Source organism: Pseudomonas sp. Pseusp97 (genome assembly GCF_047304025.1).
Taxonomy (GTDB): domain Bacteria; phylum Pseudomonadota; class Gammaproteobacteria; order Pseudomonadales; family Pseudomonadaceae; genus Pseudomonas.
The window spans coordinates 23,859-44,752 of record NZ_JBGLYK010000023.1 but is presented as its reverse complement, the minus strand read 5'-3'; the positions used below and the strand labels follow the sequence as shown (position 1 = coordinate 44,752).

Sequence of the window (20,894 nt, the reverse complement as noted above, 5' to 3'; positions counted from 1 at the left end):
GCCTGGCGCCGGCGGACATCGCCGCCGACCTCGGTTTCGCCGACCAGAGCCACCTCGGCCGCTGGTTCCGCCGCGCCTATGGCGTGACGCCCGCCTACTACCGCAACCGCTGCTCAAAGCTTCCAGACTGAGCCCGCCGCGCTGGCGAAGATGAACTCCCACGGATTCACCGGAGTTCCCGCCATGCACCTGTCGCAGCTCGGCCAATGGCTGCCCTTCATCCTCTTCGCCTTCGTCGCCTCGATCACGCCGGGGCCGACCAATCTGTTGATCTTCAGCAACAGCGCCCGCTTCGGCTGGGGCGCCGCACTGCCGATCATGTTCGGTGGCTGCGCAGCCGCGGCGGCACTGGTGCTGGCGGTGGGCAGCGGCCTGGGCGAAGTGCTGTCCAGCGCTCCGCGCGTGCAGCAGGCAATGAGCGTGGTCGGCGTACTCTGGTTGAGCTGGCTGGCATGGCAGATTTTCCGCAGCCCGCCAGCGCACCTGGAGCGCGACACCGACGCCTCGCGTCTCGGAGCGCTCGGCGCCGCCGCGTTGCAGCTGGTTAACCCCAAGACCTGGATGATGGCGCTGGCGGTGATCAGCGTTTATGCCGGCCACGGAGTGGATCGACTCGACCGCGTGCAGCTGCTGTCGCTGCTGTTCTTCCTCGTGTCGATTCCCTGCACGGCGGTCTGGGCCGGGCTGGGCATCGGCAGCCAGCGTCTGCTTTCACCCCGGCAGATGCAGCGGCTCAACCAGCTGATGGCAATCCTGCTGCTGGTGTCGGCCTGGGCCGGGGCGCTGCTCTAGCGGATGCCGTCGCGCCGCAGGGACTCGCGCAAATGTTCGATGAACGCGTGGATCTTGCGGGTCGCCCGGCGGTTGCTCGGATACACCGCAAGGATCTGCGCACCGAAAGTGTCCGGTTCGAAGAAGTAGTCGTCCAGCACCGTCACCAGCCGCCCGCTGCGCAGGTGCTCCAGCACGCTCCAGCGCGGGCATGGCAGCAGCCCATGGCCGGCGAGGCAGGCGGTGAGCAGCACGGCCTGGTTATCGCTGTTCAGGCGACCGTTGCGCGGTGTGGAAAAGCGCTCGCCCTCCACGTCGAACCACCAGCGGTCGTCCAGCGCCGGGTGGCGGTAGATCAGGCAATCGTGGTCGACGATCTCGCCGGGGTGCAGTGGCGTGCCGCGCCTGGCCAGGTAGGCCGGCGACGCGCATAGCGCCAGGCGGCTCTGGGCCAGGGGTTGGGCGATCAGCCCCGGCAGGTCGCTGTTGCCCATGCGCAGGGCGAGGTCGTAGCGACCGTCGAGCAGGTCGACATAGCTGTCGGAGAGGTCCACCTGCAGGCGCACATCCGGGTGCAGGTCGAGGAATTCGGCGCAGGCCTGGTCGAGGAACACCGGGCCGACGATCAGCGGCCCGGTGATGCGCAACACCCCGCGCAGGCTGTGCTGCAGCTGGGCGATTTCCTCGGTGGTCTCGCGCATCCGCGCCAGCACCTCGCGGGCGCCGTCGAGATAGAGCTGGCCGGCTTCGGTCAGCGACATGCTGCGCGTGGTGCGCTCGAACAGCCGCGCGCCGACTTCGATTTCCAGCTGGCCGACCGCCTTGGTCACCGCCGAGGGCGTCTTGCCCAGTTGCTCGGCCGCGCGGCTGAAACTGCCGGTCTCGGCACTGGCGACGAACATTGCCAGGCTGTTGAATCTGTCCATCGTCATTCGTGCCAATCCTTCACAAGTGTTATGCCTGGCGGCAACTTCCGCGCGATTCGGTCCGCCAGTAGCCTGCGCTGCAGACCAACAATAATCCAACGAAAGCAAGGGGAAGTCATGCACGGCATGCTCAAGGGCGCGCTGGCGCTCGCCATCGCACTCGGCACTTTTGAAGCACAGGCACAGACCGCGGACCTGATCCTGTACAACGCCAAGGTGTTCACCGCCGAACCCGGCCAACCGCTGCAGCAGGCCGTGGCGGTCGCCGGCGGCAAGGTGCTGCAGGTGGGCTCCAACGAGGACATCCGCAAGCTCGCCGGTACCGGTAGCAAGCAGGTCGACCTGGGCGGCAAGGTGCTGATGCCCGGTTTCATCGACAGTCACTCGCACTCCATCTTCGGCGGCCTGGAGCTGATTTCCGCCAGCCTGCAGGACGAGGAGATGGACCTCGACGCCTTCGTCGCACGCCTCAAGCAGGACCGTGACAGCGGCAAGGCGAAGAACGGCGAGGTCGTGGTGATGAACGGCATGAACTCCAGCTACTGGTCTCAGGCCGACGGCCTGGCCAAGCGCCTGAACCACGGCGAGTGGGAGAAGGTGCCGGTGATCCTGATCGGCAGCGACCACCATACGGCCTGGGCCAACGCCGCCATGCTCAAGCGCGCCGGACTGGATGCCAGGCGCTTGCGCGGACTGAGCGCTCTGGAACAGCAGAACGTCGCCCACGACAAGGACTTCAACCCCACCGGCTTCACGGTCGATTCCGGCTTCGACCTGGTCGCCGCCGCCATGCCGGTCGCCAGCAGCGAAACCATGGACCGCGCCGGCCGCGCCGCGGTGAAGTACAACAACAGCCTGGGCATCACCGCCTGGATGGACCCGGCCGCCAACGGCGCGCCGGGCGAGGCGGTGTTCAACATCAAGCCCACCGAGAAGACCCTCGGCGTGCTGCCGGTGTACCGCGACCTCGCCCGCGACGGCCAACTGACCGCGCATGTCGCGGCGTTGCAGGTGGTCAATCCGAAGAGCACCCCGGCCGACCTGGAAGTGATCGAGAAGGTGCGCCAGCAGTTCCAGGGCATTCCCAACCTGACGCTGCCGGGTATCAAGGTCTTCGCCGACGGTGTGATCGAATTCCCGGCGCAGTCCGCCGCGCTGCTGGAGAACTACAGGAACAGCCACAAGCCCGGTGAACTGCTGATCGATCCGAAGCATTTCGGCGAGCTGGTCAGCGCCGCCGACTCCCGTGGCTGGCTGGTGCACATCCATGCCATCGGTGACCGCGCGGTGCGTGAATCGCTCAATGGCGTCGCCCAGGCACGCAAGGACCGGCAGAGCGGCGTGACTCACTCGATCACGCACCTGCAACTGGTCAACCCCAAGGACTTCCCGCGCTTCAAGCAGCTGGGCGTGATCGCCTCGATGCAGCTCGACTGGGCCACCGCCGAGCCCTACACCGTGGAGCTGGTGAAGCCCTACATCGCTGACGAGGCCTACCGCTACATGTACCCGGCCAAGTCGCTGCTGGACAACGGCGCCACCATCGCCGGCGCCAGCGACTGGCCGGTATCCACGCCCGACCCGCTCAAGGCCATCTACCAGGCCGTCACCCGCCAGGGTGAGGAAGGTGTGCTCAACGCCGCCGAACGCGTGGATCGCCAGACCATGTTCTACGCCTATACCCGCAACGCCGCGCAGACCATCGGCCTGGGCGACAGGATCGGTAGCCTCACCCCCGGCCAGCAGGCCGACATGGTGGTGCTCGACCGCGACGTGTTCAGCGTGCCCGACCAGCAACTGGAAGAAGCCCGCGTACTGCGCACCCTGTTCGAAGGCCGCGAAGTCTACCGCGCCGACGACGTGCCGGCTCTGTAAGGAGCCGGGCTCCTGCGCCGGGGTCCGAACATCCCCGGCGCCCTGCCCGCCAGCCCAACCCTTGCCGCCGCTTCCCGAGTCGACCGGGAGGGTCGGCGCTGCGCGGGATTTTTCGACTGCCCCACAGACAATCACAACAAAGGGACATCCTCATGAACCGCCCGCAATGGCTCATCGGCGCGCTGCTCGCCTGCGCGCCCCTCACCAGTGCCCTGGCCATCGAACTGAACCAGGACTTCGCCCTGCAGATCGATACCGCCCTGGTCAGCGACTACCGCACACGTGGCATCTCGCAGACGCAGAATGACCCGGCGGCGCAGCTCGGGCTGACGCTGCAGCATGTCTCGGGCGCCTACCTGGGCGCGTGGACCTCCAACGTCGACTACGGCTACGACTACAAGACGCGCCAGGAGATGGACTACTACGCGGGATGGTACTGGCAGGCCAGCGAGGACATCGCCCTGGACCTGGGCTATCTCAAGTACAGCTACCCGAAGGAAAGCCAGTTCAACCAGAGCGACACCTACGCCATCCTCCATGCCTACGGCTTCGAAGTGGCGGCCTATTACGGCAACGACTACCCGACCTACTTCGGCGAAAACCAGGCCAACCTCTACACCTACCTGGCCTACAACGCCGAGCTGCCGGCCGAATTCAAACTGCGCGTGCGCTATGGCCGCAACGACGCCAAGGACCCGCTCTACCTCTCCGGCAGCGGCGATACCCGCGACACCTACCATGAATGGGAAGCCAGGCTGAGCCACGAGCTGCTGGGCTTCGACTGGGCGGTGAGCTACATCGACACCGACCTGTCGCAGAACGAATGCCGCACTCAGTTCGGCTTTGGCGACGTGTGCACAGCGACCGTGGTGGCGAGCGTCAGCAGGAGTTTCTAGCTCTTGAAGCGGGACGCGCCTCACGCGCCACACATCGCCGAGGCGCTCCTATCTGAAATATCGTTGCGCGGGCTTGCCCTCTCCCCAGCCCTCTCCCTGAAGGGAGAGGGAGCTGTCCGTGCCGGCTGACACTTCGGCCTCAACCTGCACCAGACAGTCCCCTCTCCCTTCAGGGAAAGGGAAAATCCCAGGCACGAACTTTCAGAGAAAGACAACTGCTCCTACAGGGTAAGCGATATGTCACGCCGGTTCGCGAGCAAGCTCGCTCCTACAAGAGCTCGGAAGGCAAGGCGAAGCTGTAGGAGCGAGCTTGCTCGCGAACAGAGGCTTATAGCGGTAGGTAAGGCGATAGAAGCGGTCTGCCGCAGGCTGCTCGGCGAGGCCCAGGAAGAACAGCCAAGTCAGCCATTGCTCAGAGAGAAGATGCGGTACTCCACCCACCCCGGCCCCAGCCTTCCCTCGCCCACCGCCAGCTGATGATTGAGCCAGCGGTAGCGGTCGTCGCCGACCTCGAAGCGCGGCTGGATCATGAAGTAGGTATCGCCGAACTCGGTGCTGTCGCCGCGCGAGACCGCGTGGATGATCTTCGGATTGGCCACCAGCAGCCCATTGTGCTGCATCAGGATGCGCGCGCCGTCGTCGGTGCGCAGCACCAGGCGCACTTCCAGGTGCCAGCCGCCGTCGCTGTCCACCAGGATCCAGTCGCCGCCGCCGGGCAGCACCTCGCCGCTCAGGCGCTGCCCCTTGAAGGTCCCGCCGCCGGCCGCCGAAATCAGCCGCTGCCCCTGCGGCACACGGCCGATTTCCAGCGGTACGCTGGCCTTCACGTTCATCTCCATCAACGGCTCGAGCTTCATCACCGGCTCCTGCGCAAGATCGCCATAGAGGGATGAGTAAAGCAGCCGGCGGCAGAATCGGCCCGTTCTAGCCGAACCGATACCGCAACAGGCGTCCCATGCGGCGCATCGCCGGAATGGCCAGGGTGATCTCGTAGAGCAGGCGCATGCCCAGCGACAACCGGGCGATCTGTCCCCGGTCGTAGGCGGCGATGGCATCGACGAAGCGCAGCGCCGGCACCTGCTGCTCCAGCTCCTGCGGCTCATCGATGCCCCAGTGCAGCACGGCGCCGGTGCGGCGGATCATCGGGTTCCACTGCAACAGGCGGATGCCCAGGCGGCTGTAACCATCGAGCACCAGCTCACCCTCTCCGCAGTGCTCGACCAGTGCGCGCAGCAGCCAGGGGACCTTGTCGGCCTCGACATAGGGCAGTACGCCTTCGGAGAGAATCAGCACCGGCCGTCCCCTCGGTACTTCCCGCCACCAGTCCGGCGCGGTCAGCGGCGTCGCCAGCAGATGGCAGTTCTCCCGCGCAGGGTACAGGCGCACGCGCAGGGCGATCACCTGCGGGAAGTCCACCTCGAACCATTGCACGGTGGAGGGCGGATCGATGCGAAACACCCGGCTGTCCAGCCCACAGCCCAGCTGCAGGACCACGCAGGCGGGATGACGCGCGAGGAAGTCGCGCACCCAGTCGTCGAACAGCCTGGCGCGCAGGGCGATGCCCACCTGCTCGGCGCGGCCGATGTGCAGGCGGGCGAAGTCGTAGTCGATCTGCTCCACGGCCTGCCGCGAGAAATGGTCGCGCAACAGGCTGTCGGGCAGCTCGCTCTCCTTCGCCTTGGCGTACAGGGTGATCAGCAGGGTTTCCGGCGTGCCGCGCAGGGTGATGCGTTCCACGTCATTCGTGCAGGTAGTAGAGCTTGTTGACGATCTGCCAGCCGTTGCCGAGGCGCAGCAGGGCCAGGTAGTCGGTGAAGTGCATGCCAAGGAACTCGTCGGTGACCTTGGCCACCGCGCTGTCGCCGGTGATATCCAGCGACTTCAGCTCCCAGGGCGGCGGCGCACCTTCCGCAGGTGGCGACTCGGCCTTGATCGCGCCGATGAATTCGTCCAGCGACGCCCACTCCAGCGCGCCGTGGTAGTTGCCGATGATCTTGCAGGACGGATGGAAGGCCAGACGCAGGCGCGCCTCGTCGCCGAAGGTCATGCCCTCGACATAGTCCGTCAGCACGCGGTTGATGGCGGCGCTGTCCGCCGTGTAGTTGCTCATCGCTGCAGCCCTCCCGGCCGGTGACCAATGGGGCAAGGCTAGCACCGCACCCCGGTCGCGCCCTGGCGAGCGACGACCGGGAGTCCTGCTTCAGACTACCGCCAGATGCCGCTTGCGGGTCGGCGGCGGGAACGCGGCGTCGAGGGCTTCAAGGTCCTCGGGCGTCAGGCGCAATTGCAGCGCGGCGGCGTTGTCGCGGATGTGCAGCGGCTCCACCGCCTTGGGAATGGCGATCACGCCCGGCTGCTGGATCAGCCAGGCCAGCGCGACGCGGGCAGGTGTGGCGTCGTGGCGGCCCGCGATTTCCGCCAGCACCGGGTGGCGCAGCAGCTTGCCACCCTGCCCCACCGGGCAGTAGGCCATCAGCGGCATGCGCTGTTCCTGGCACCAGGGCAGCAGGTCCCACTCGATGCCGCGCTCTTCCAGGCTGTACTGCACCTGGTTGGTGGCGCAGGCCGGCTCGTTCAGTTCCTGCATATCGTCGAGGTCGAAGTTCGACACGCCCCAGCGCTTGATCTTGCCCTGCTCGCGCAGGCGTTCGAAGGCCTCGACGGTTTCCTCCAGCGGATACTGGCCGCGCCAGTGCAGCAGGTAGAGGTCCAGGCAGTCGGTGCCCAGGCGCCTGAGGCTGCGCTCGCAGGCTTCGGGGATGCCGCGCCGGCTGGCGTTGTGCGGGTAGACCTTGCTGACCAGGAAGACCTGGTCGCGCAGGCCGGCCAGCGCCTCGCCGACGACCTCTTCCGCGCCGCCCTCGGCATACATCTCGGCGGTGTCGATCAGGGTCAGACCGCGTTCTATCCCTTCGCGCAGGGCGGCGATCTCGCGCTTGCGCTGGAAGCTGTCCTCACCCATGTGCCAGGTGCCCTGGCCGATGGCGGGAACGGCGGTGCCGTCGGCGAATACTACAGTGTTCATCTCGTGCTCCTTGTTGCGCTTGATGGGGACACGGGGCCGGCCGCCCGGATTCGGGCGGCGGGATGTCAGGGTAGCGCAGAAGGCCGGGCCTGCGAGCGGATCAGCGGTTGGTCTGCAGCTTCCGGCGCGCGGCGTGGCGCTCGATGGCGAGGTCGATCAGCCGGCTGACCAGCTCGCTGTAGGTCATTCCCGCAGCCTGCCAGAGCTTGGGATACATGCTGATGCGGGTGAAGCCGGGCAGCGAGTTCAGCTCGTTGATCAGCACCTCGCCGCTCGGCGTGAGAAACACGTCGACCCGCGCCAGCCCCGAACATTCCAGGGCAAGGAAGGCGTCCACGGCAAGCTGGCGGATAAGCTCGCTGGCCTCGGCGGGGATGTCCGCCGGCACCACGACCTTGGCCGCACCCTCATCGATGTACTTGCTGTCGTAGGAGTAGAAGCCGCTGCCCACGACGATCTCGCCGCAGCCACTGGCGATCGGCTGGTCGTTGCCCAGCACCGCGCACTCGATCTCGCGGCCGTTCACGGCGGCCTCCACCAGCACCTTGTCGTCGAAGGCCAGCGCCAGGCGCACGGCTTCGTCGTAGGCGGCCTCGTCCTCGACCTTGCTCACACCCACCGAGGAACCCATGTTCGCCGGCTTGATGAACAGCGGCAGGCCGAGCTTGCGCTGCGCCTCGGCGAAAGGCGTGCGCGCGGCGCTGGCGCGGGTCAGGGTGATGAAGGGCGTGATGGCGATGCCGGCATCGCGCAGCAGGCGCTTGCTCACGTCCTTGTCCATGCAGATGGCGGAGCCCAGCACGTCGGAGCCGACGAAGGGAATGTCGGCCATGCGCAGCAGGCCCTGCAGGCAACCATCTTCGCCCTGGGTGCCGTGGACGATGGGGAAGATCACGTCGACGTGGTCGAGCAGTTGGCGGCTGCCGGTTTCCACCAGTTGCTGCTCGGCCTTGCCCGGCACCACGGCCAGCTCGCGGTTGGAGCGGTTGAGGGCGATCAGCGCCGGGTTTTCCTGGTTGAGCAGGTAGTCGGAGGCATCGTTGAGGTGCCAGCGGCCTTCCTTGTCGATACCGATCAGCACCGGTTCGAAACGCTCGCGGTCCAGTGCGTCGACGATGTTCTTCGCCGATTGCAGGGACACCTCGTGCTCCGCCGAACGCCCGCCGAAAATCACCCCAACGCGCAACTTGCCCATGACAGCCTCCGAATGATCGATGGGCGCTTTCTAACACGGCCTCCTGCGCTTGGGTAGAAACAGTGGCTGGCGAACAGACGGACACTCCCTTCCTGGAATCGGCTCAATGCCTGCGCCAACTCGCGCGCGGACCGGCCGCTGTGCACGCCGGGGAACAGGTGGGTGAAGGGCAAGGCCACGAAGCGCCCTTCGCGCACGGCGCGCAGGCGCGAGAGCACCGGGTCGGCACGCAGGGTTCGGATCTTCTGCTCGGCCGTGGACCACAGCGCATCGGCCAGCAGGATCACATCCGGGTCGCGCGCCAACAGTTGTTCGCGGTTGGCGGTGAAGCCCGCCAGATCGACGTCCTCGAACAGGTTGCGCGCGCCGGCGGCGTGTAGCAACTGGGTGACCACGCCGCGCCGGCCCTGGCTCTCCAGGCCGTTGCTGGCGCTGTCGAGGTAGAAGACGTTCAGCGGTTTGTTCCCGGTGACGTAGCGGCGCGCTTCAGCCAGTTCGGCGCGTTGCCGGCGGATCAGCTCCTGCGCTCGCTCCTGCTCACCAAGCAGATCGCCCAAAGCCTTCAGGTCCGTCTCGACAGCGGCGAACAGGTCGTCCTGCCAGCCCCCGCAACCGGCATCCAACAGGTAGCTGGAGATGCCATGGCCGGCCAGTTCCTCGCGGGACAGATGGCCCAGCCGGAAGGCCGAGGCGAAGCCAGCCACCACCAGGTCCGGGCGCTGCGCGTAGACCGCTTCGGCCGACGGATACTGGCGCGACAGCAGCGGAACGCCGCGGTAGCTGGCTTTCGTCAGGTCGATGTCGTCATCGATGTAGGCCACGCCGACCAGGCGTTCCCCGGCCCCCAGTGCCAGCAGGAGATCGGCGGCGTGCTGGTTGAGGGCGAGGATGCGCTGCGGCGGGTGGTCGAGCTGCCAGATTTGGGCGCAGTTGCGGTAGTCCTGGGCAGAGGCCGCGGCTCCGCACAGCATCAACGCCAAACCGAGCGCCAGGATCGACCTGTAGGAGCAAGCTTGCTCGCGAACCGCTTGATGCCGGGGGTGTCCGGGTGGGTTCGCGAGCAAGCTCGCTCCTACGAAAAGCATGCGCGTCATGGCTCGTCCACCCTCAGTTCCGCCACCGGCACGCCATCACGCAGATGCTCCACCACTACCCGGCACACCTGCTCGTCACTGCGCAGGCCATACCAGACGCGCGCGGGATAGACCGTCAGCAGCGGCCCGCGATTGCAGGGGAACTGGCAGCCGGTGCGGGTCAGCAGGGCGCCCTCGGCACTCTCGTAGAGATCGAGGCGGATCAGCTCGCGGCGCAGGGTCTTCCACAGCGGCAGAGCACCACGCCGCACGCAGCGCGGTCCGGTACAGAGGAACAGGTGATGCCGGTGCGGCGGCGGCGCCGACCAGTCCGGCTGCGCCGGCACCTCGCCGACGCCCTGGCAATCCAGCTGTTGCGCCGGGTCGCCAAGCGCCGCCAGCACCGCCGCCGTATCCAATCCGCGCCGGCCAAGAGCCGAGGCGGTGACCTTTGGCGGCGGCGCCTGCGGATGCTCCTCATGAAGCGCGGCCAGCTCAGCGCGCAGCCAATCGAGATAGGCGCCGTCGGTACTCGGTTCGAGGTCGACGAGCAGCAGCTCGCGTTCCTCGGCCAACAGCTCGCGCACCCGCCCCCAGAGCGAATCGAAGCCCTCGCCGGTGTCGATGCATTCGACACCGACAAGACGCGCCGACACCTCGCGCAGCAGACGCTCGCCCTGGGCTCCGGCCAACGGGCCGACCAGCAGGATGGCCTTCATCAGAAACTGAAGGTGTAGCGCAGCTCGGCGGTGCGCGGCCGGCCGAGGTTGTCCACCTGGCGGATGCCGTTGCTGGTGCGGCCGGTGGCGTAGTCTCGGTCCAGCAGGTTCTCCAGCAGCAGGCTCAGGCGATGCGCGCGGGCCGCGTCGAGGTAGCGATAGGCATCGCCGTCGAGCACCGTGTAGTGGCCGTAGTCGTCGTCCTGGGCGCTGACAATGGAGCCGACGTAGCGTGTGGCCAGGCCGGCGCCCCACAGGCTGTCTTCATAGCCCAGGCGCACGCGGGCGAAGAAGTGCGGGATGTTGTTCACCGTCACGCCTTCGCGGCTGTCCACCAGGTTGCGCGTAGCGTCGGCCCAGACTTGCCAGTGCCGGCCGAGCGGCCACTGGCCGTTAGCCTCCACGCCGCGCACGGTGATCTCGCCGTTGCCGTTCACCCACTGGTCGCCCGCCAGGGTGATGAGGTCGGTGATCTCGCGGCGGAACAGGGTGACGCTGCCGCTCCATGGCTGGTCGAACAGCTCGCCGTTGTAGTCCAGGCCCACCTCGGCGTTGCGGCTGCGCTCGGGCTTGAGATCGCGGTTGCCAACTTCATCGCCCGGTTCGTTGACGAACAGTTGCTCGGCGGTAGGCAGCTTGAAGGCGGTGCCGAACTGGCCGCGCAGTTTGAGCTGCTGGGTGAGGTCGTAGAGCGAGGTGAGCATCCACACGGTGGCACCTTCGCCGCCGGCAATTTCCTCGCGGCGCACGCCCAGGCTCGGGTGCCAGTCGGGCAGTGCCTCGATGTTCGGCCGCAGCTGGGCGTAGAGCGCGTGGGATTCGGCCTTGTCGTTGTCGATGATCAGCACATCGTCCTGACCCTCGTACCACTGGTTGTCGTTGCCGAAGACCAGTTCGTGGCCGCCCGCCAGCCGGGCCTTGCCTTCGAGCTGCGCGCCCCAGTCGGTGAAGCCCCAGTAGTCGTTGTGGTTGAGCACCTGGGTGCCGCCGCCCTGCAGGTTGTAGACGCGGTCGTAGCGGGTGTCCCAGTCGTTGATGTGGGTCTTGGCGAACCAGCTGAAGTCGTCGCCGACGCTCTGCTGAAAGGTCGCCGTGGCGATCTGCTGGACGCGGTTGTTGCTGGTGTGGTGGTTGGAGGTCGGCCGGGCGAAATCCAGCTCGGCGTCGGCGTACTGGTAGAACAGCTCCAGCCGCGAGGCGTCTCCGATGGCCTGGACGGCCTTGGCGCCGAACACGTTGACGTCGTAGGAGCGGCGCTTGTCGCTCACCGTGTCGGTCATGTCGCGGTCGCGGTACGGCTGGTAGCCGTCGGAGCGGTTGTGGCTGACGTAGGCCATCAGGCCGAGGTCGCCCAGGCCGTTGTGCACGATCTTCTCCGCGCGGGCATCGCCGCTGCGGCCCTTGAAGGTGTCCAGGCCGAGGTTCACCTCGCCGGCGGCCTCGCGGCTGCGCGCGCTGCGGGTGACGATGTTGATCACCCCGGAGACCGCCTGGGTGCCGAACAGCAGGCCCTGGCCGCCCTTGAGCACTTCGATGCGCTCCACCGCGGTGGTCGGCAGGGTGTCGATGTAGATGCCGCCGTAGAGGCGATTGTTCAGGCGTACGCCGTCCAGCAGGATCAGCGTGTCGTCGTTGCGCCCACCCAGCAGCGAGTAGGTGCCGTAGTCGAACGGGCCGTTCTTCGGCGCGACGAACAGGCCGGGCACGTACATCTGCAGCACGCGGGTGATGTCGGCGCTGGGGCCCGCACGTTCGATCTGCTGGCGGTCGATGACCTCCAGCTTGCTGCCGTAGCGGGCCATGTCGGCCACGGTGGTGGATTCGACCGAGGGCGCGCTGACGATCTCGTCGGCCAGGTCGAGCGGCGCCGCAGTGAGCTGCGAGCTGAGGGCGCAAAGGGAGAGAACGGGAGGCCAGCGCAGGGCACGCCGGTTCAGGAACGAAGAAGGTTGCAAGGTGATCGCCTCGAAATAGAAATTTCGCAGGCGGCGCAGCGACACCCGGAACGAGCGCGCCCCGGGAACCGGCTCACGCCCGCCCACCGCGGGTTTGCCAAACAGGTTCCAGGCCGGTCTCCGGGCTTGCGAGGGTCATGGAACATCCGCCTTCCCATGCCTGAGCACAGTGGCCTGGTGGATGCTCCGCTCGCTTACCGTTGCGGGGGCAGCGCCGGACTGATCGCATGAGGGCGACGCACCGGCTTCCCGTTTCACCCCACGCACGGCGGCGGGGGGCACCTGAAACGGGGCGAATCTGAACACCGGCCGGACGACAGCGTCAAGCGCGGGGGTTGGGCAGGATGTTGCGGACGGACCTGCGCGCGATAGTCAGTGCCAGGGATCGTAAGTGCCGAAACTCCAAATGTGCCCTTCCGGATCACGGCAGGTGAAGCCCTGCCCGCCGTAATCCTCGTCCTTGATGTCGATGACGATCTGCGCGCCGCCGTCCACCGCCGCGCGATACAGCACCTCGGCGTCCTTCACCACCACGTAGATGCTCTGGGTGCAGCCGCCGATCTCGTCGGGCTGGCGCATCAGCCGGCCGTATTCGTTGTCGTGCAGCGAACCGAGCATCACCAGCCCGCTGCCGTCGGCCAGTGCCAGCTGCGCGTGGGCGATGCCGCCGTGCTCGTCGGCGACCACCAGCTGACGCTGGAAGCCGAAGGTGGCGCACAGCCAGTCGATGGCCCGGGGCGCATCGCGGTAGCGCAGGCAGGGGATGACGCTGGGGCGAATGAGAGTGGACATGACGATCTCCGGCAGAATCGGGCGCGGTGCTCTGAGCATAGTCGCGCGCCATTACCGCTGGCTTTGGCGCGGCGACCAGCAGTAACAGCGACACCGAAGCGCAAGTTCCTGCAAGACCGCTCCAAGGGCCGGCAGTAGTTTGGGCAGACCGATACCGAGGAGAAAACCACCGTGACCCAGCGCCAACCGATCAACCTGCAGGACAAGCTCGGCCGCATCACTGAAACCTGGCAACCGCGGGTGATTGCCGAGATGAACGACTACCAGTTCAAGGTAGTGAAGCTGCACGGCGACTTCGTCTGGCACAGCCACGCCGACACCGACGAGACCTTCATCGTGCTGGCCGGCGAGCTGCGCATCGACTTCCGCGACGGCCCGCTGACCCTGCGCGCCGGCGAACTCTACGTGGTGCCCCGTGGCGTGGAGCACAAACCCTATGCCGAGCACGAGGTGCAGGTGATGCTGATCGAACCGCGCGGCGTGCTGAACACCGGCGACCAGGGTGGCGAGCGCACGGCGGAGAATGATCGCTGGGTGTGATCAGCCCCTGGCTGAGGCTTCGCCCGCCTTGGCCCCGAAGCGTTTGCGGTAGTCGCTCGGCGCCATGCCGGTGATCTTGCGGAAGGTGCTGCGGAACGAGCCCGGATCGAGGTAGCCGACCGTGTAGGCGATGTGGTCCACCGTGCCGTTGGTGAACTCCAGCAGTTCGCGCGCCTTGCCCACCCGCAGGTGCTGGCAGTACTCGGTGGGCTTCAGCCCGGTGGCAGCACGGAAGCGCCGCAGGAAGGTGCGCTCTTCTAAGCCGGCCTGCGCGGCCATGGCGGCGAGGCTGACATCCACCGCACCATTGCCCTGCAGCCAGTGCTGCACCTTGAGGATCGCGGCGTCGCCATGCCCCAGCAACGGCGCGAAGTTGCTGCCGCATTGCTGGGCGCTGTCGCTGTGCTCCACCACCAGGAAGCGCGCGGTGCGGTTGGCGATGCTCGGCCCGAGCAGGCGGTCGACGATGCGTAGCCCGAGGTCGGACCAGGCCATCAGCCCGGCGGAGGTGATCAGGTCGCCGTCGTCCACCATGGGTTTGTGCGCTTCCAGGCGCACGCGCGGGAAGCGCCTGGCGAATGCCTCGGCGCCACTCCAGTGGGCGGTGGCGCTGCGCCCGTCGAGCAGACCGGCCTCGGCCACCAGCAGGCCGCCGATGCACACCGAGCCGACGATGGCGCCCTCGCCGTGGCGCTGGGCGAGCCAGTCGGTGAGGTTGCGCAGCGGCGCGGCGTCGGGCAGGCCGAACAACGATGGCGGCACCAGCACGGCGACCAGCCGGCTATCCGCGCCGGGATGGGTGTCGAACACGCGCCGGGGCTCGCCGCCATCCTCACCGGACCAATGGCTGACGCGCAGCGCCGGCAGTTGCTGCGCAGCTTCTTCGCCAGCGATGCGCTCGGCCACCGCGAACAGGTCGGTGAGCCCATGCAGCGCCGCCGTCTGCACGCCGGGATAGAGCAGCAACCCGATCTCGACGACGCTCCGTTCCACAGCCATTGTCAGTTTTCCCCCGGTTATTGTCGTTCCGCCTGATCCCCGCGCGGCGCGCGGCGAACCATACTGGCTCCACTTCCTCACCACTCAAGCAAGGAACCTGAAATGGCCAAGCAAGCGCTCATCCTAGTGGATATCCAGAACGACTACTTCCCTTCCGGCAAGTGGCCGCTGGTGGGCATCGAAGCCGCCGCCGACCAGGCTGCCAAGGTGCTGGCCGCGTTCCGCGAGCGCGGCGACCTGGTGGTGCACGTTCGCCACGAATTCGAAAGCGCCGACGCCCCGTTCTTCGCTCCCGGCAGCGACGGCGCGAAGATCCACGGCAAGGTCGCCAATCTGCCCGGCGAGCCGGTGGTGCTCAAGCACTTCGTCAACTCCTTCCGCGATACCGACCTGAAGGCCATCCTCGATCAGCACGGCGTGGAGTCACTGGTGGTGGTCGGGCACATGAGCCACATGTGCGTGGACGGCGCGGTGCGCGCCGCCGCCGACTTCGGCTACCCGGTGACTGTGCTGCACGATGCCTGCGCCACCCTGGATCTGGAGTTCAACGGCGTGAAGGTCTCGGCAGCCCAGGTGCACGCCTCCTACATGGCGTCCCTGGCTTTCGCCTACGCCGAAGTGGTGTCCACCGCCGAGTACCTCGATCGCTGATTCGGGGCGCTCCCACCAGGAAATCTGACGCTGGGCAGTACCTGTAGGAGCGAGCTTGCTCGCGAACCGCTTGATGCCGAAGGTGCCAGGCGGATTCGCGAGCAATAACGATGGCGTCCCCCTCGCTCCTACAACAGCGGTCAGCCCTGCATTTCCGGGAAATGGGGAGATCCGTTTCATTGGCTTTCCGCTATCATCGGGCCACATTCGCCTGCCGATAAGGACATCCCATGAGCGTTTCTTCGATCATCATCCTCGCCATCATCGCTGGCGTGATCTTCCTGCTGATCAGCGTGTTCAACCGCCTGGTGGCGCTGCGCAACCGCTACCAGAACGCCTTCGCGCAGATCGAAGTGCAGCTCAAGCGCCGCTACGACCTGATCCCCAACCTGGTGGAAACCGCCAAGGCCTACCTCAAGCACGAGCGCGAAACCCTGGAAGCAGTGATCGCCGCGCGTAATGCTGCAGTCGCCGGTCTGAAGGCCGCTTCCGAGCAACCCGGCGATGCCGGCCGCATGGCGCAACTGGCAGCTGCCGAGAACGCCCTGGGCGGCGCCATGGGCCGCCTGAACGTGACCCTGGAAGCCTACCCGGACCTCAAGGCCTCGCAGAACCTGCAGCAGGTCAGCGAGGAGCTGTCGAGCACCGAGAACAAGGTGGCCTTCGCGCGTCAGGCCTACAACGACGCGGTGATGGAGTACAACACCTACCGCCAGTCGTTCCCCGCCAACTTCCTGGCCACCACCTATGGCCACAGCAAGGACGCCAGCCTGCTGGAGTTCGAGGACAGCAAGGCCATCCAGGCCGCGCCGAAAGTCGCCTTCTAAATCCTCGGCGCAGGACGCGCGATGAACTTCTTCGAACACCAGGACCGCGCCCGCAAGCAGACCGGGCGCCTGGTCCTGCTGCTGACCGTCGCAGTGGTCTGCCTGGTCACCATCACCAGCTTCGCCCTGGGCTGGCTCTGGCGGCACCTGGGCGAGCCGGCGCTGCACCTGACCTCGCGCGCCTCGCTGTCCGACCCGGAGCTGTACCTGTCGGTGGCCGCGGTGATCATCGGCGTGGTCGTCCTCGGCGCGCTGTACAAGCAGGTGCAACTGAGTGCCGGCGGCAAGGTGGTGGCCGAGAGCCTGGGCGGTCGCCTGCTCAACCTCAGCGCCAGCAATGCCGATGAGCGCCGCCTGCTCAATGTCGTCGAGGAAATGGCCCTGGCCTCCGGCTCGCCGGTGCCGCCGGTGTACGTGCTGGAGGACAGCTCGATCAACGCCTTCGCCGCCGGCCTGACTCCGCGCGATGCAGTGATCGGCATTACCCGCGGCGCCATCGAGCAGCTCGAGCGCAACGAGCTGCAGGGCGTGATCGCCCACGAATTCAGCCATATCCATCACGGCGACATGCTCCTCAACACACGGCTGACCGCCCTGCTCCACGGCATGCTCCTGCTCGGCCTGATCGGCGGCATGCTGCTGCGCGGCTGGAGCGAGACCAGCAGCGGCGTGCGCATCAGCACCCGCAGCAGCAACGACAAGAACGGCGGCGGCAGCGTGGTGCTGCTGGTGATCGGCGCCGGCGTGGTGCTCTATGTGCTGGGCTACGTCGGGACCTTTTTCGGCCATCTGATCAAGGCTTCGGTGAGCCGCCAGCGCGAGTACCTGGCCGACGCCTCGGCGGTACAGTTCACCCGCGATCCCTCGACCATCGCCGGTGCGCTGAAGAAGATCGGCAGCAACCCGCTGGGCGCCCTGCTCAGCGCACCGCGCGCGGCCGAGTTCAGTCATATGTACTTCGGCGACGGCGTGGGCAGCAGTTGGTTCGACACCCATCCGCCGCTGAACGACCGCATCCGCCGCGTCGACCCTGGCTGGGACGGCCGCTACCCGAAATTCGAGCCGCGCCTGGACGTGGCTCTGATGAACAAGGACGCCTGGACCGCCGCCGTCACCGGCCAGCCTTACCAGCCCAGCGCCGTGGAGGTGGCCGTGGCTGCCGTAGGCGCGCCGACCGCCGCCCACCTGCTGGAAGCGCGCAGCACCCTGCAACGCCTGGACGAGCGCCTGCAGCGCGCCGCCCATGACAGCGAAGGCGCCGAAGCGCTGATCTACGGCCTGCTGCTGGACAGCGAGCCCATGCTACGCGCGCGCCAGCTGGAAGCGATCAAGCAGCGCCTGAACCTGAGCCTGGCGCTGCAGCTGGATCTGCTGGAGGAATCGCTGCTGCGGCTCGACCCCGGCCAGCGCCTGCCGCTGCTGGACCTGTCCATGCCGGCGCTCAAGCAACTGGATGCCAAGGCCTTCCTCGCGCTGCGCGAGAACATGGCGCTGCTGATCAAGCTGGACGGCAAGGTGAAGCTGCTGGAGTGGACCCTGCTGCGCATCGTCGAACGCAACCTGCGGCCGGCCAGCGGGAAGATCGGCAACGTGGCGCTGGCCGAGCTTGCCGAAGAGTCCGCGACGCTGTTGGCCTTCCTCGCCCGCGTCGGTGACACCAGCGAGGTGGAAACCGCGCAGGCGTTCGCCGATGCCTGGAGTAGCCTGCCCTTCCCGCCTCGCCCCTTGCCGGCGGAAGGCAGCCTGCGGGATCTGGAAGGTGCGCTGAAGAAGCTGGAGCAACTGCGCCCCCTGCAGAAGCCGCAACTCCTCAAGGCACTGGCGCGCTGCATCGAGCACGACGGGCGCATCAGCACCGGCGAGGCGGAACTGATGCGGGCGGTGGCGGATATCCTGGATTGCCCGATGCCGCCGTTGCTGGCGGGCTGACGCTATATCTCGTAGAGCGCATAACCCGGAACGGGTTATCCGCCGATGCCACCGCGGCGGATAACGCTGGCGCGTTATGCGCCCTACGAACGTCACAGGCACGAGGCAAGGGCGCTTCCTGTAGAAGCGGATTCATCCGCGATGGATTTCGCGGACAAGGTCCGCTCCTACAGGGACATTCCGTGCCGTGCGGTTCGCGAGCAAGCTCGCTCCTACGAAGAGCCAATGCTCTGGCTCTTAAGGTCTTCTAGAGAAATATCAGCGCACTCCGACTGCCCCGTTCAGGAGGCCTCGTTGAAGCGGAGTTTCAGGGGTTGAGCGACATGAATGTCGCGAGAGCCGCGATGGGCCAGGGATGGCCCTTCGCGGCGTGCCCCTGAAACTCCGCTTCAACGAGGGTATTTTTCGCCTAGGCGAAAAACCGGATGTCCGGGGCAAGCCTTTTGGTTACTTTTCGGCGTTTGGAAAAGTGACTCGCCCGAGGGGGCGAAACAGGAAGTCCGCGCGCACGCCGCAGCGGCGCTTAAATACCCAGGCTGAAGCAACACGTCGGCCCTGCCGACGGATCGCGGGCATGGGCTAGGTGCCCCGCCCGTCCCACAGTTCAGCGCCATCGAATACGTAGTCACCCGCATATCCCCAACGAGTCCTGCTCCCTAGGATGGCTGGCATCACTGATGCCGGATACTCCCCATGCCCCACATCACCATCGACTACACCGCCAACCTCACCGATGACCTCCAGCCACTCGGCCTGCCCCGGAAACTCCACGAAGCAGCCCAAGCCCTGGGCGTGTTCCCCATCAACGGCCTGCGCACCTTCGCCCGTGTCATCGAGGAATACCGGGTAGGTGCCAACACGAAGAACGAAGCCTTCATCAATATCCAGATCCGCATCGCCCCCGGCCGTCCGGAGGAGCTTCGCCAGCGCATCGTCGACACCCTGTTCGCCACCGCCGAGCAGACCCTCGCCACGCTCATCGAAAAGCGCCCTATCGGCCTGCAGCTGGAGATCACCGAGTTCGACCGCAGCCTGACCCGCATGGCCGGCAGCCTGCCCAGCGCCTGATTCGACACAATAAAAAAAGGCCTCCGAAGAGGCCCTTTTTTCATTCACTCGACCGCTTATCAGGCACGGCTGGCGACACTGCCCTGCTCCTTGGGCGCAAGGTTCAGCGCGTAGTACAGCACCGTCAGCAGCACCAGGAACGCCGGGCCGATGTACAGCGCGATGCGGGTGTCCTCGAAGAAGGCCATCAGCACCACCACCAGCACCAGGAAGGCCATGGCGAGGTAGGAGCTGACCGGGTACAGCCACATCCTGAACTGCAGCTTGCCGGCTTCGGCAGCGGAGAGGCCACGGCGGAACTTCAGCTGAGCCAGCAGGATCATCGCCCAGGTCCAGATCGCACCGAAGGTGGCGATGGAGGTCACCCAGGTGAACACCTTCTCAGGCACCAGATAGTTCAGCAGCACTCCCAGCAGCAGCGCGAAGATCGACAGCAGCAGCGCATTGCGCGGCACGCCGCCCCTGGAGGTCTTGGCGAACACGGCCGGGGCCTGGCCATGCTGGGCGAGGCTGTAGAGCATGCGGCCGGTGCTGAAGATGCCGCCGTTGCAGGACGACAGCGCGGCGGTGATCACCACGAAGTTGATGATGCCGGCGGCGGTCTTGATGCCCATGCGCTCGAAGGTCATCACGAAGGGGCTGCCCTGGGTGCCGATCTCGTTCCACGGGTAGATGGACATGATCACGAACAGCGCGCCCACATAGAACAGCAGGATGCGCCAGAATACCGAGTTGATCGCGCCGGGGATGGTCTTCTGCGGATTCTTCGCTTCGCCGGCGGTGAGGCCGATCATCTCCACGCCCAGGTAGGCGAACATCACCATCTGCAGCGACATCAGCACGCCGGTGATGCCATGGGGCATGAAGCCGCCGTTGCTCCAGAGGTTGGAGATGCCGGTGGCGATGCCGCCGTTGCCGAAACCGAAGAAGATCATGCCGGCGCCCACCAGGATCATGGCGACGATGGTGACGATCTTGATCAGCGCGAACCAGAATTCGAATTCACCGAAGGCGCGCACCGCGATCAGGTTGATGGTGCCCATGCTCGCCAGGGCGGCCAGCGCCCAGATCCAGCGCGGCACGTCGGGGAACCAGATGCCCATGTAAATGGCCACCGCGGTGATCTCCGCGACGCAGGTCACCAGCCAGAGGAACCAGTAGTTCCAGCCGGTCAGGTAGCCGGCCAGCGGGCCGAGGTAGTCCTGCGCGTAGCGGGCGAAGGAACCGGCCACGGGATTGTGCACGGCCATCTCGCCGAGGGCGCGCATGATCACGAGGATGGCGAGACCGCCGATGATGTAGGACAGCATGATGGCCGGGCCGGCCATCTGGATGGCCTTGGCGGAGCCGAGGAACAGGCCGACGCCAATGCAGGCGCCGAGGGCCATGAGACGGATGTGCCGCTCGTTGAGATCCCTTTGGAGATCGTGGGACGACATGGTGATGCAACCTCATTTTGTTCTTGGGAGTAATCAGCTGCGGACTCTGAGTGCAGTCGGGATGCGGAAGCGCCGGAAAGGCTTCGCCACCGCGCCGGTCGGCACGAAGGGAGAAGCGTCTGGCAGTTCCAGGACGGCACACCGGAAGAGGCTGCCCGCTCTTGTGAAGCGGACGTGGGCATTGCGGGAGGACCACGGCTGAGGTCGCGGGCGA

Annotated in this window: 21 protein-coding genes and 1 riboswitch; of the genes, 9 read left to right on the top strand and 12 right to left on the bottom strand. The window is 66.5% G+C overall.

Annotated elements, in window-relative coordinates; all coding sequences use genetic code 11:
- On the top strand, nt 1-131 hold a 131-nt coding region (locus ACCC94_RS07305; protein WP_413348645.1), incomplete at its 5' end, for a helix-turn-helix domain-containing protein.
- 52 nt (nt 132-183) lie between these two features.
- Complete coding sequence (locus tag ACCC94_RS07300; RefSeq protein WP_413348640.1) at nt 184-792, top strand: LysE family translocator; 609 nt, start codon at nt 184-186, stop codon at nt 790-792.
- Here the strand turns inward: ACCC94_RS07300 and ACCC94_RS07295 are convergent.
- A complete protein-coding gene (locus tag ACCC94_RS07295) occupies nt 789-1,697 on the bottom strand; it encodes a LysR substrate-binding domain-containing protein (protein WP_413348644.1) in 909 nt (302 codons plus the stop codon). The genes ACCC94_RS07300 and ACCC94_RS07295 overlap by 4 nt on opposite strands.
- Before the next feature lie 117 nt (nt 1,698-1,814).
- Here ACCC94_RS07295 and ACCC94_RS07290 point away from each other — a divergent pair, with 117 nt between their 5' ends.
- Entirely contained in the window at nt 1,815-3,572 is a 1,758-nt protein-coding gene (locus ACCC94_RS07290; RefSeq protein WP_413348639.1) for an amidohydrolase, read from the top strand.
- Between the two features lie 152 nt (nt 3,573-3,724).
- A complete protein-coding gene (locus tag ACCC94_RS07285; protein WP_413348638.1) occupies nt 3,725-4,468 on the top strand; it encodes a TorF family putative porin in 744 nt (247 codons plus the stop codon).
- Between the two features lie 401 nt (nt 4,469-4,869).
- Here the strand turns inward: ACCC94_RS07285 and ACCC94_RS07280 are convergent, their stop codons facing one another.
- The 9 genes from ACCC94_RS07280 to ACCC94_RS07240 all read right to left on the bottom strand — a co-directional run bounded on the left by ACCC94_RS07280 (nt 4,870) and on the right by ACCC94_RS07240 (nt 13,227).
- Complete coding sequence (locus ACCC94_RS07280; RefSeq protein ID WP_413348637.1) at nt 4,870-5,325, bottom strand: DUF3237 domain-containing protein; 456 nt, start codon at nt 5,323-5,325, stop codon at nt 4,870-4,872.
- A 67-nt stretch (nt 5,326-5,392) separates the two neighbouring features.
- The gene (locus ACCC94_RS07275; RefSeq protein ID WP_413348635.1) at nt 5,393-6,205 is read right to left on the bottom strand and encodes a class I SAM-dependent methyltransferase; all 813 of its coding nucleotides are present in this window, start codon (nt 6,203-6,205) and stop codon (nt 5,393-5,395) included.
- Nucleotide 6,206: 1 nt separating this feature from the next.
- Nucleotides 6,207-6,578 (bottom strand): nuclear transport factor 2 family protein, encoded by a 372-nt coding sequence (locus ACCC94_RS07270; RefSeq protein ID WP_413348634.1) that lies wholly within the window; start codon nt 6,576-6,578, stop codon nt 6,207-6,209.
- A gap of 90 nt (nt 6,579-6,668) precedes the next feature.
- Entirely contained in the window at nt 6,669-7,493 is an 825-nt protein-coding gene (locus ACCC94_RS07265; RefSeq protein ID WP_413348633.1) for an aldo/keto reductase, read from the bottom strand.
- Between the two features lie 100 nt (nt 7,494-7,593).
- A complete protein-coding gene (gene ddlA / locus ACCC94_RS07260) occupies nt 7,594-8,688 on the bottom strand; it encodes a D-alanine--D-alanine ligase (protein ID WP_413348632.1) in 1,095 nt (364 codons plus the stop codon).
- Complete coding sequence (locus ACCC94_RS07255) at nt 8,664-9,659, bottom strand: ABC transporter substrate-binding protein (RefSeq protein WP_413348642.1); 996 nt, start codon at nt 9,657-9,659, stop codon at nt 8,664-8,666. The genes ddlA and ACCC94_RS07255 overlap by 25 nt, the downstream gene beginning before the upstream one ends.
- A 119-nt stretch (nt 9,660-9,778) precedes the next feature.
- Nucleotides 9,779-10,480: a (2Fe-2S) ferredoxin domain-containing protein gene (locus ACCC94_RS07250; RefSeq protein WP_413348631.1), complete on the bottom strand. Its 702-nt coding sequence runs from the start codon at nt 10,478-10,480 to the stop codon at nt 9,779-9,781.
- Nucleotides 10,480-12,435 carry a TonB-dependent receptor plug domain-containing protein gene (locus tag ACCC94_RS07245; RefSeq protein ID WP_413348630.1) on the bottom strand — a complete coding sequence of 652 codons (1,956 nt, stop codon included), beginning with the start codon at nt 12,433-12,435 and terminating at the stop codon, nt 10,480-10,482. Before ACCC94_RS07245 ends, ACCC94_RS07250 begins: the two co-directional genes overlap by 1 nt.
- 93 nt (nt 12,436-12,528) lie before the next feature.
- A riboswitch (cobalamin riboswitch) is annotated at nt 12,529-12,736 on the bottom strand.
- Nucleotides 12,737-12,807: 71 nt separating this feature from the next.
- Nucleotides 12,808-13,227, bottom strand: a complete 420-nt coding sequence (locus ACCC94_RS07240; protein WP_413348629.1) for a VOC family protein — start codon at nt 13,225-13,227, stop codon at nt 12,808-12,810.
- A 171-nt stretch (nt 13,228-13,398) separates the two neighbouring features.
- On the opposite strand from ACCC94_RS07240, the gene ACCC94_RS07235 reads away from it, so the two are divergent.
- Nucleotides 13,399-13,767, top strand: coding sequence for a cupin domain-containing protein (locus ACCC94_RS07235; protein ID WP_413348628.1), 369 nt, complete (start codon nt 13,399-13,401; stop codon nt 13,765-13,767).
- Here the strand turns inward: ACCC94_RS07235 and ACCC94_RS07230 are convergent, their stop codons facing one another.
- Nucleotides 13,768-14,766: a GlxA family transcriptional regulator gene (locus tag ACCC94_RS07230; protein WP_413348627.1), complete on the bottom strand. Its 999-nt coding sequence runs from the start codon at nt 14,764-14,766 to the stop codon at nt 13,768-13,770. It abuts the gene before it with no gap.
- Nucleotides 14,767-14,868: 102 nt separating this feature from the next.
- Between ACCC94_RS07230 and ACCC94_RS07225 the strand changes: the two genes are divergently transcribed.
- From ACCC94_RS07225 to ACCC94_RS07210, 4 genes are all read left to right on the top strand, one after another.
- Nucleotides 14,869-15,417, top strand: a complete 549-nt coding sequence (locus ACCC94_RS07225; protein ID WP_413348626.1) for a cysteine hydrolase family protein — start codon at nt 14,869-14,871, stop codon at nt 15,415-15,417.
- Nucleotides 15,418-15,647: 230 nt separating this feature from the next.
- Complete coding sequence (locus ACCC94_RS07220) at nt 15,648-16,244, top strand: LemA family protein (RefSeq protein WP_413348625.1); 597 nt, start codon at nt 15,648-15,650, stop codon at nt 16,242-16,244.
- A 21-nt stretch (nt 16,245-16,265) separates the two neighbouring features.
- Nucleotides 16,266-18,173, top strand: coding sequence for a M48 family metallopeptidase (locus tag ACCC94_RS07215; RefSeq protein ID WP_413348624.1), 1,908 nt, complete (start codon nt 16,266-16,268; stop codon nt 18,171-18,173).
- Nucleotides 18,174-18,866: 693 nt separating this feature from the next.
- Nucleotides 18,867-19,241 carry a 5-carboxymethyl-2-hydroxymuconate Delta-isomerase gene (locus ACCC94_RS07210; RefSeq protein ID WP_413348623.1) on the top strand — a complete coding sequence of 125 codons (375 nt, stop codon included), beginning with the start codon at nt 18,867-18,869 and terminating at the stop codon, nt 19,239-19,241.
- A gap of 59 nt (nt 19,242-19,300) precedes the next feature.
- On the opposite strand, the gene ACCC94_RS07205 is transcribed toward ACCC94_RS07210, so the two are convergent.
- Nucleotides 19,301-20,680: an amino acid permease gene (locus ACCC94_RS07205; RefSeq protein WP_413348622.1), complete on the bottom strand. Its 1,380-nt coding sequence runs from the start codon at nt 20,678-20,680 to the stop codon at nt 19,301-19,303.
- Between the last annotated feature and the right edge of the window lie 214 nt (nt 20,681-20,894).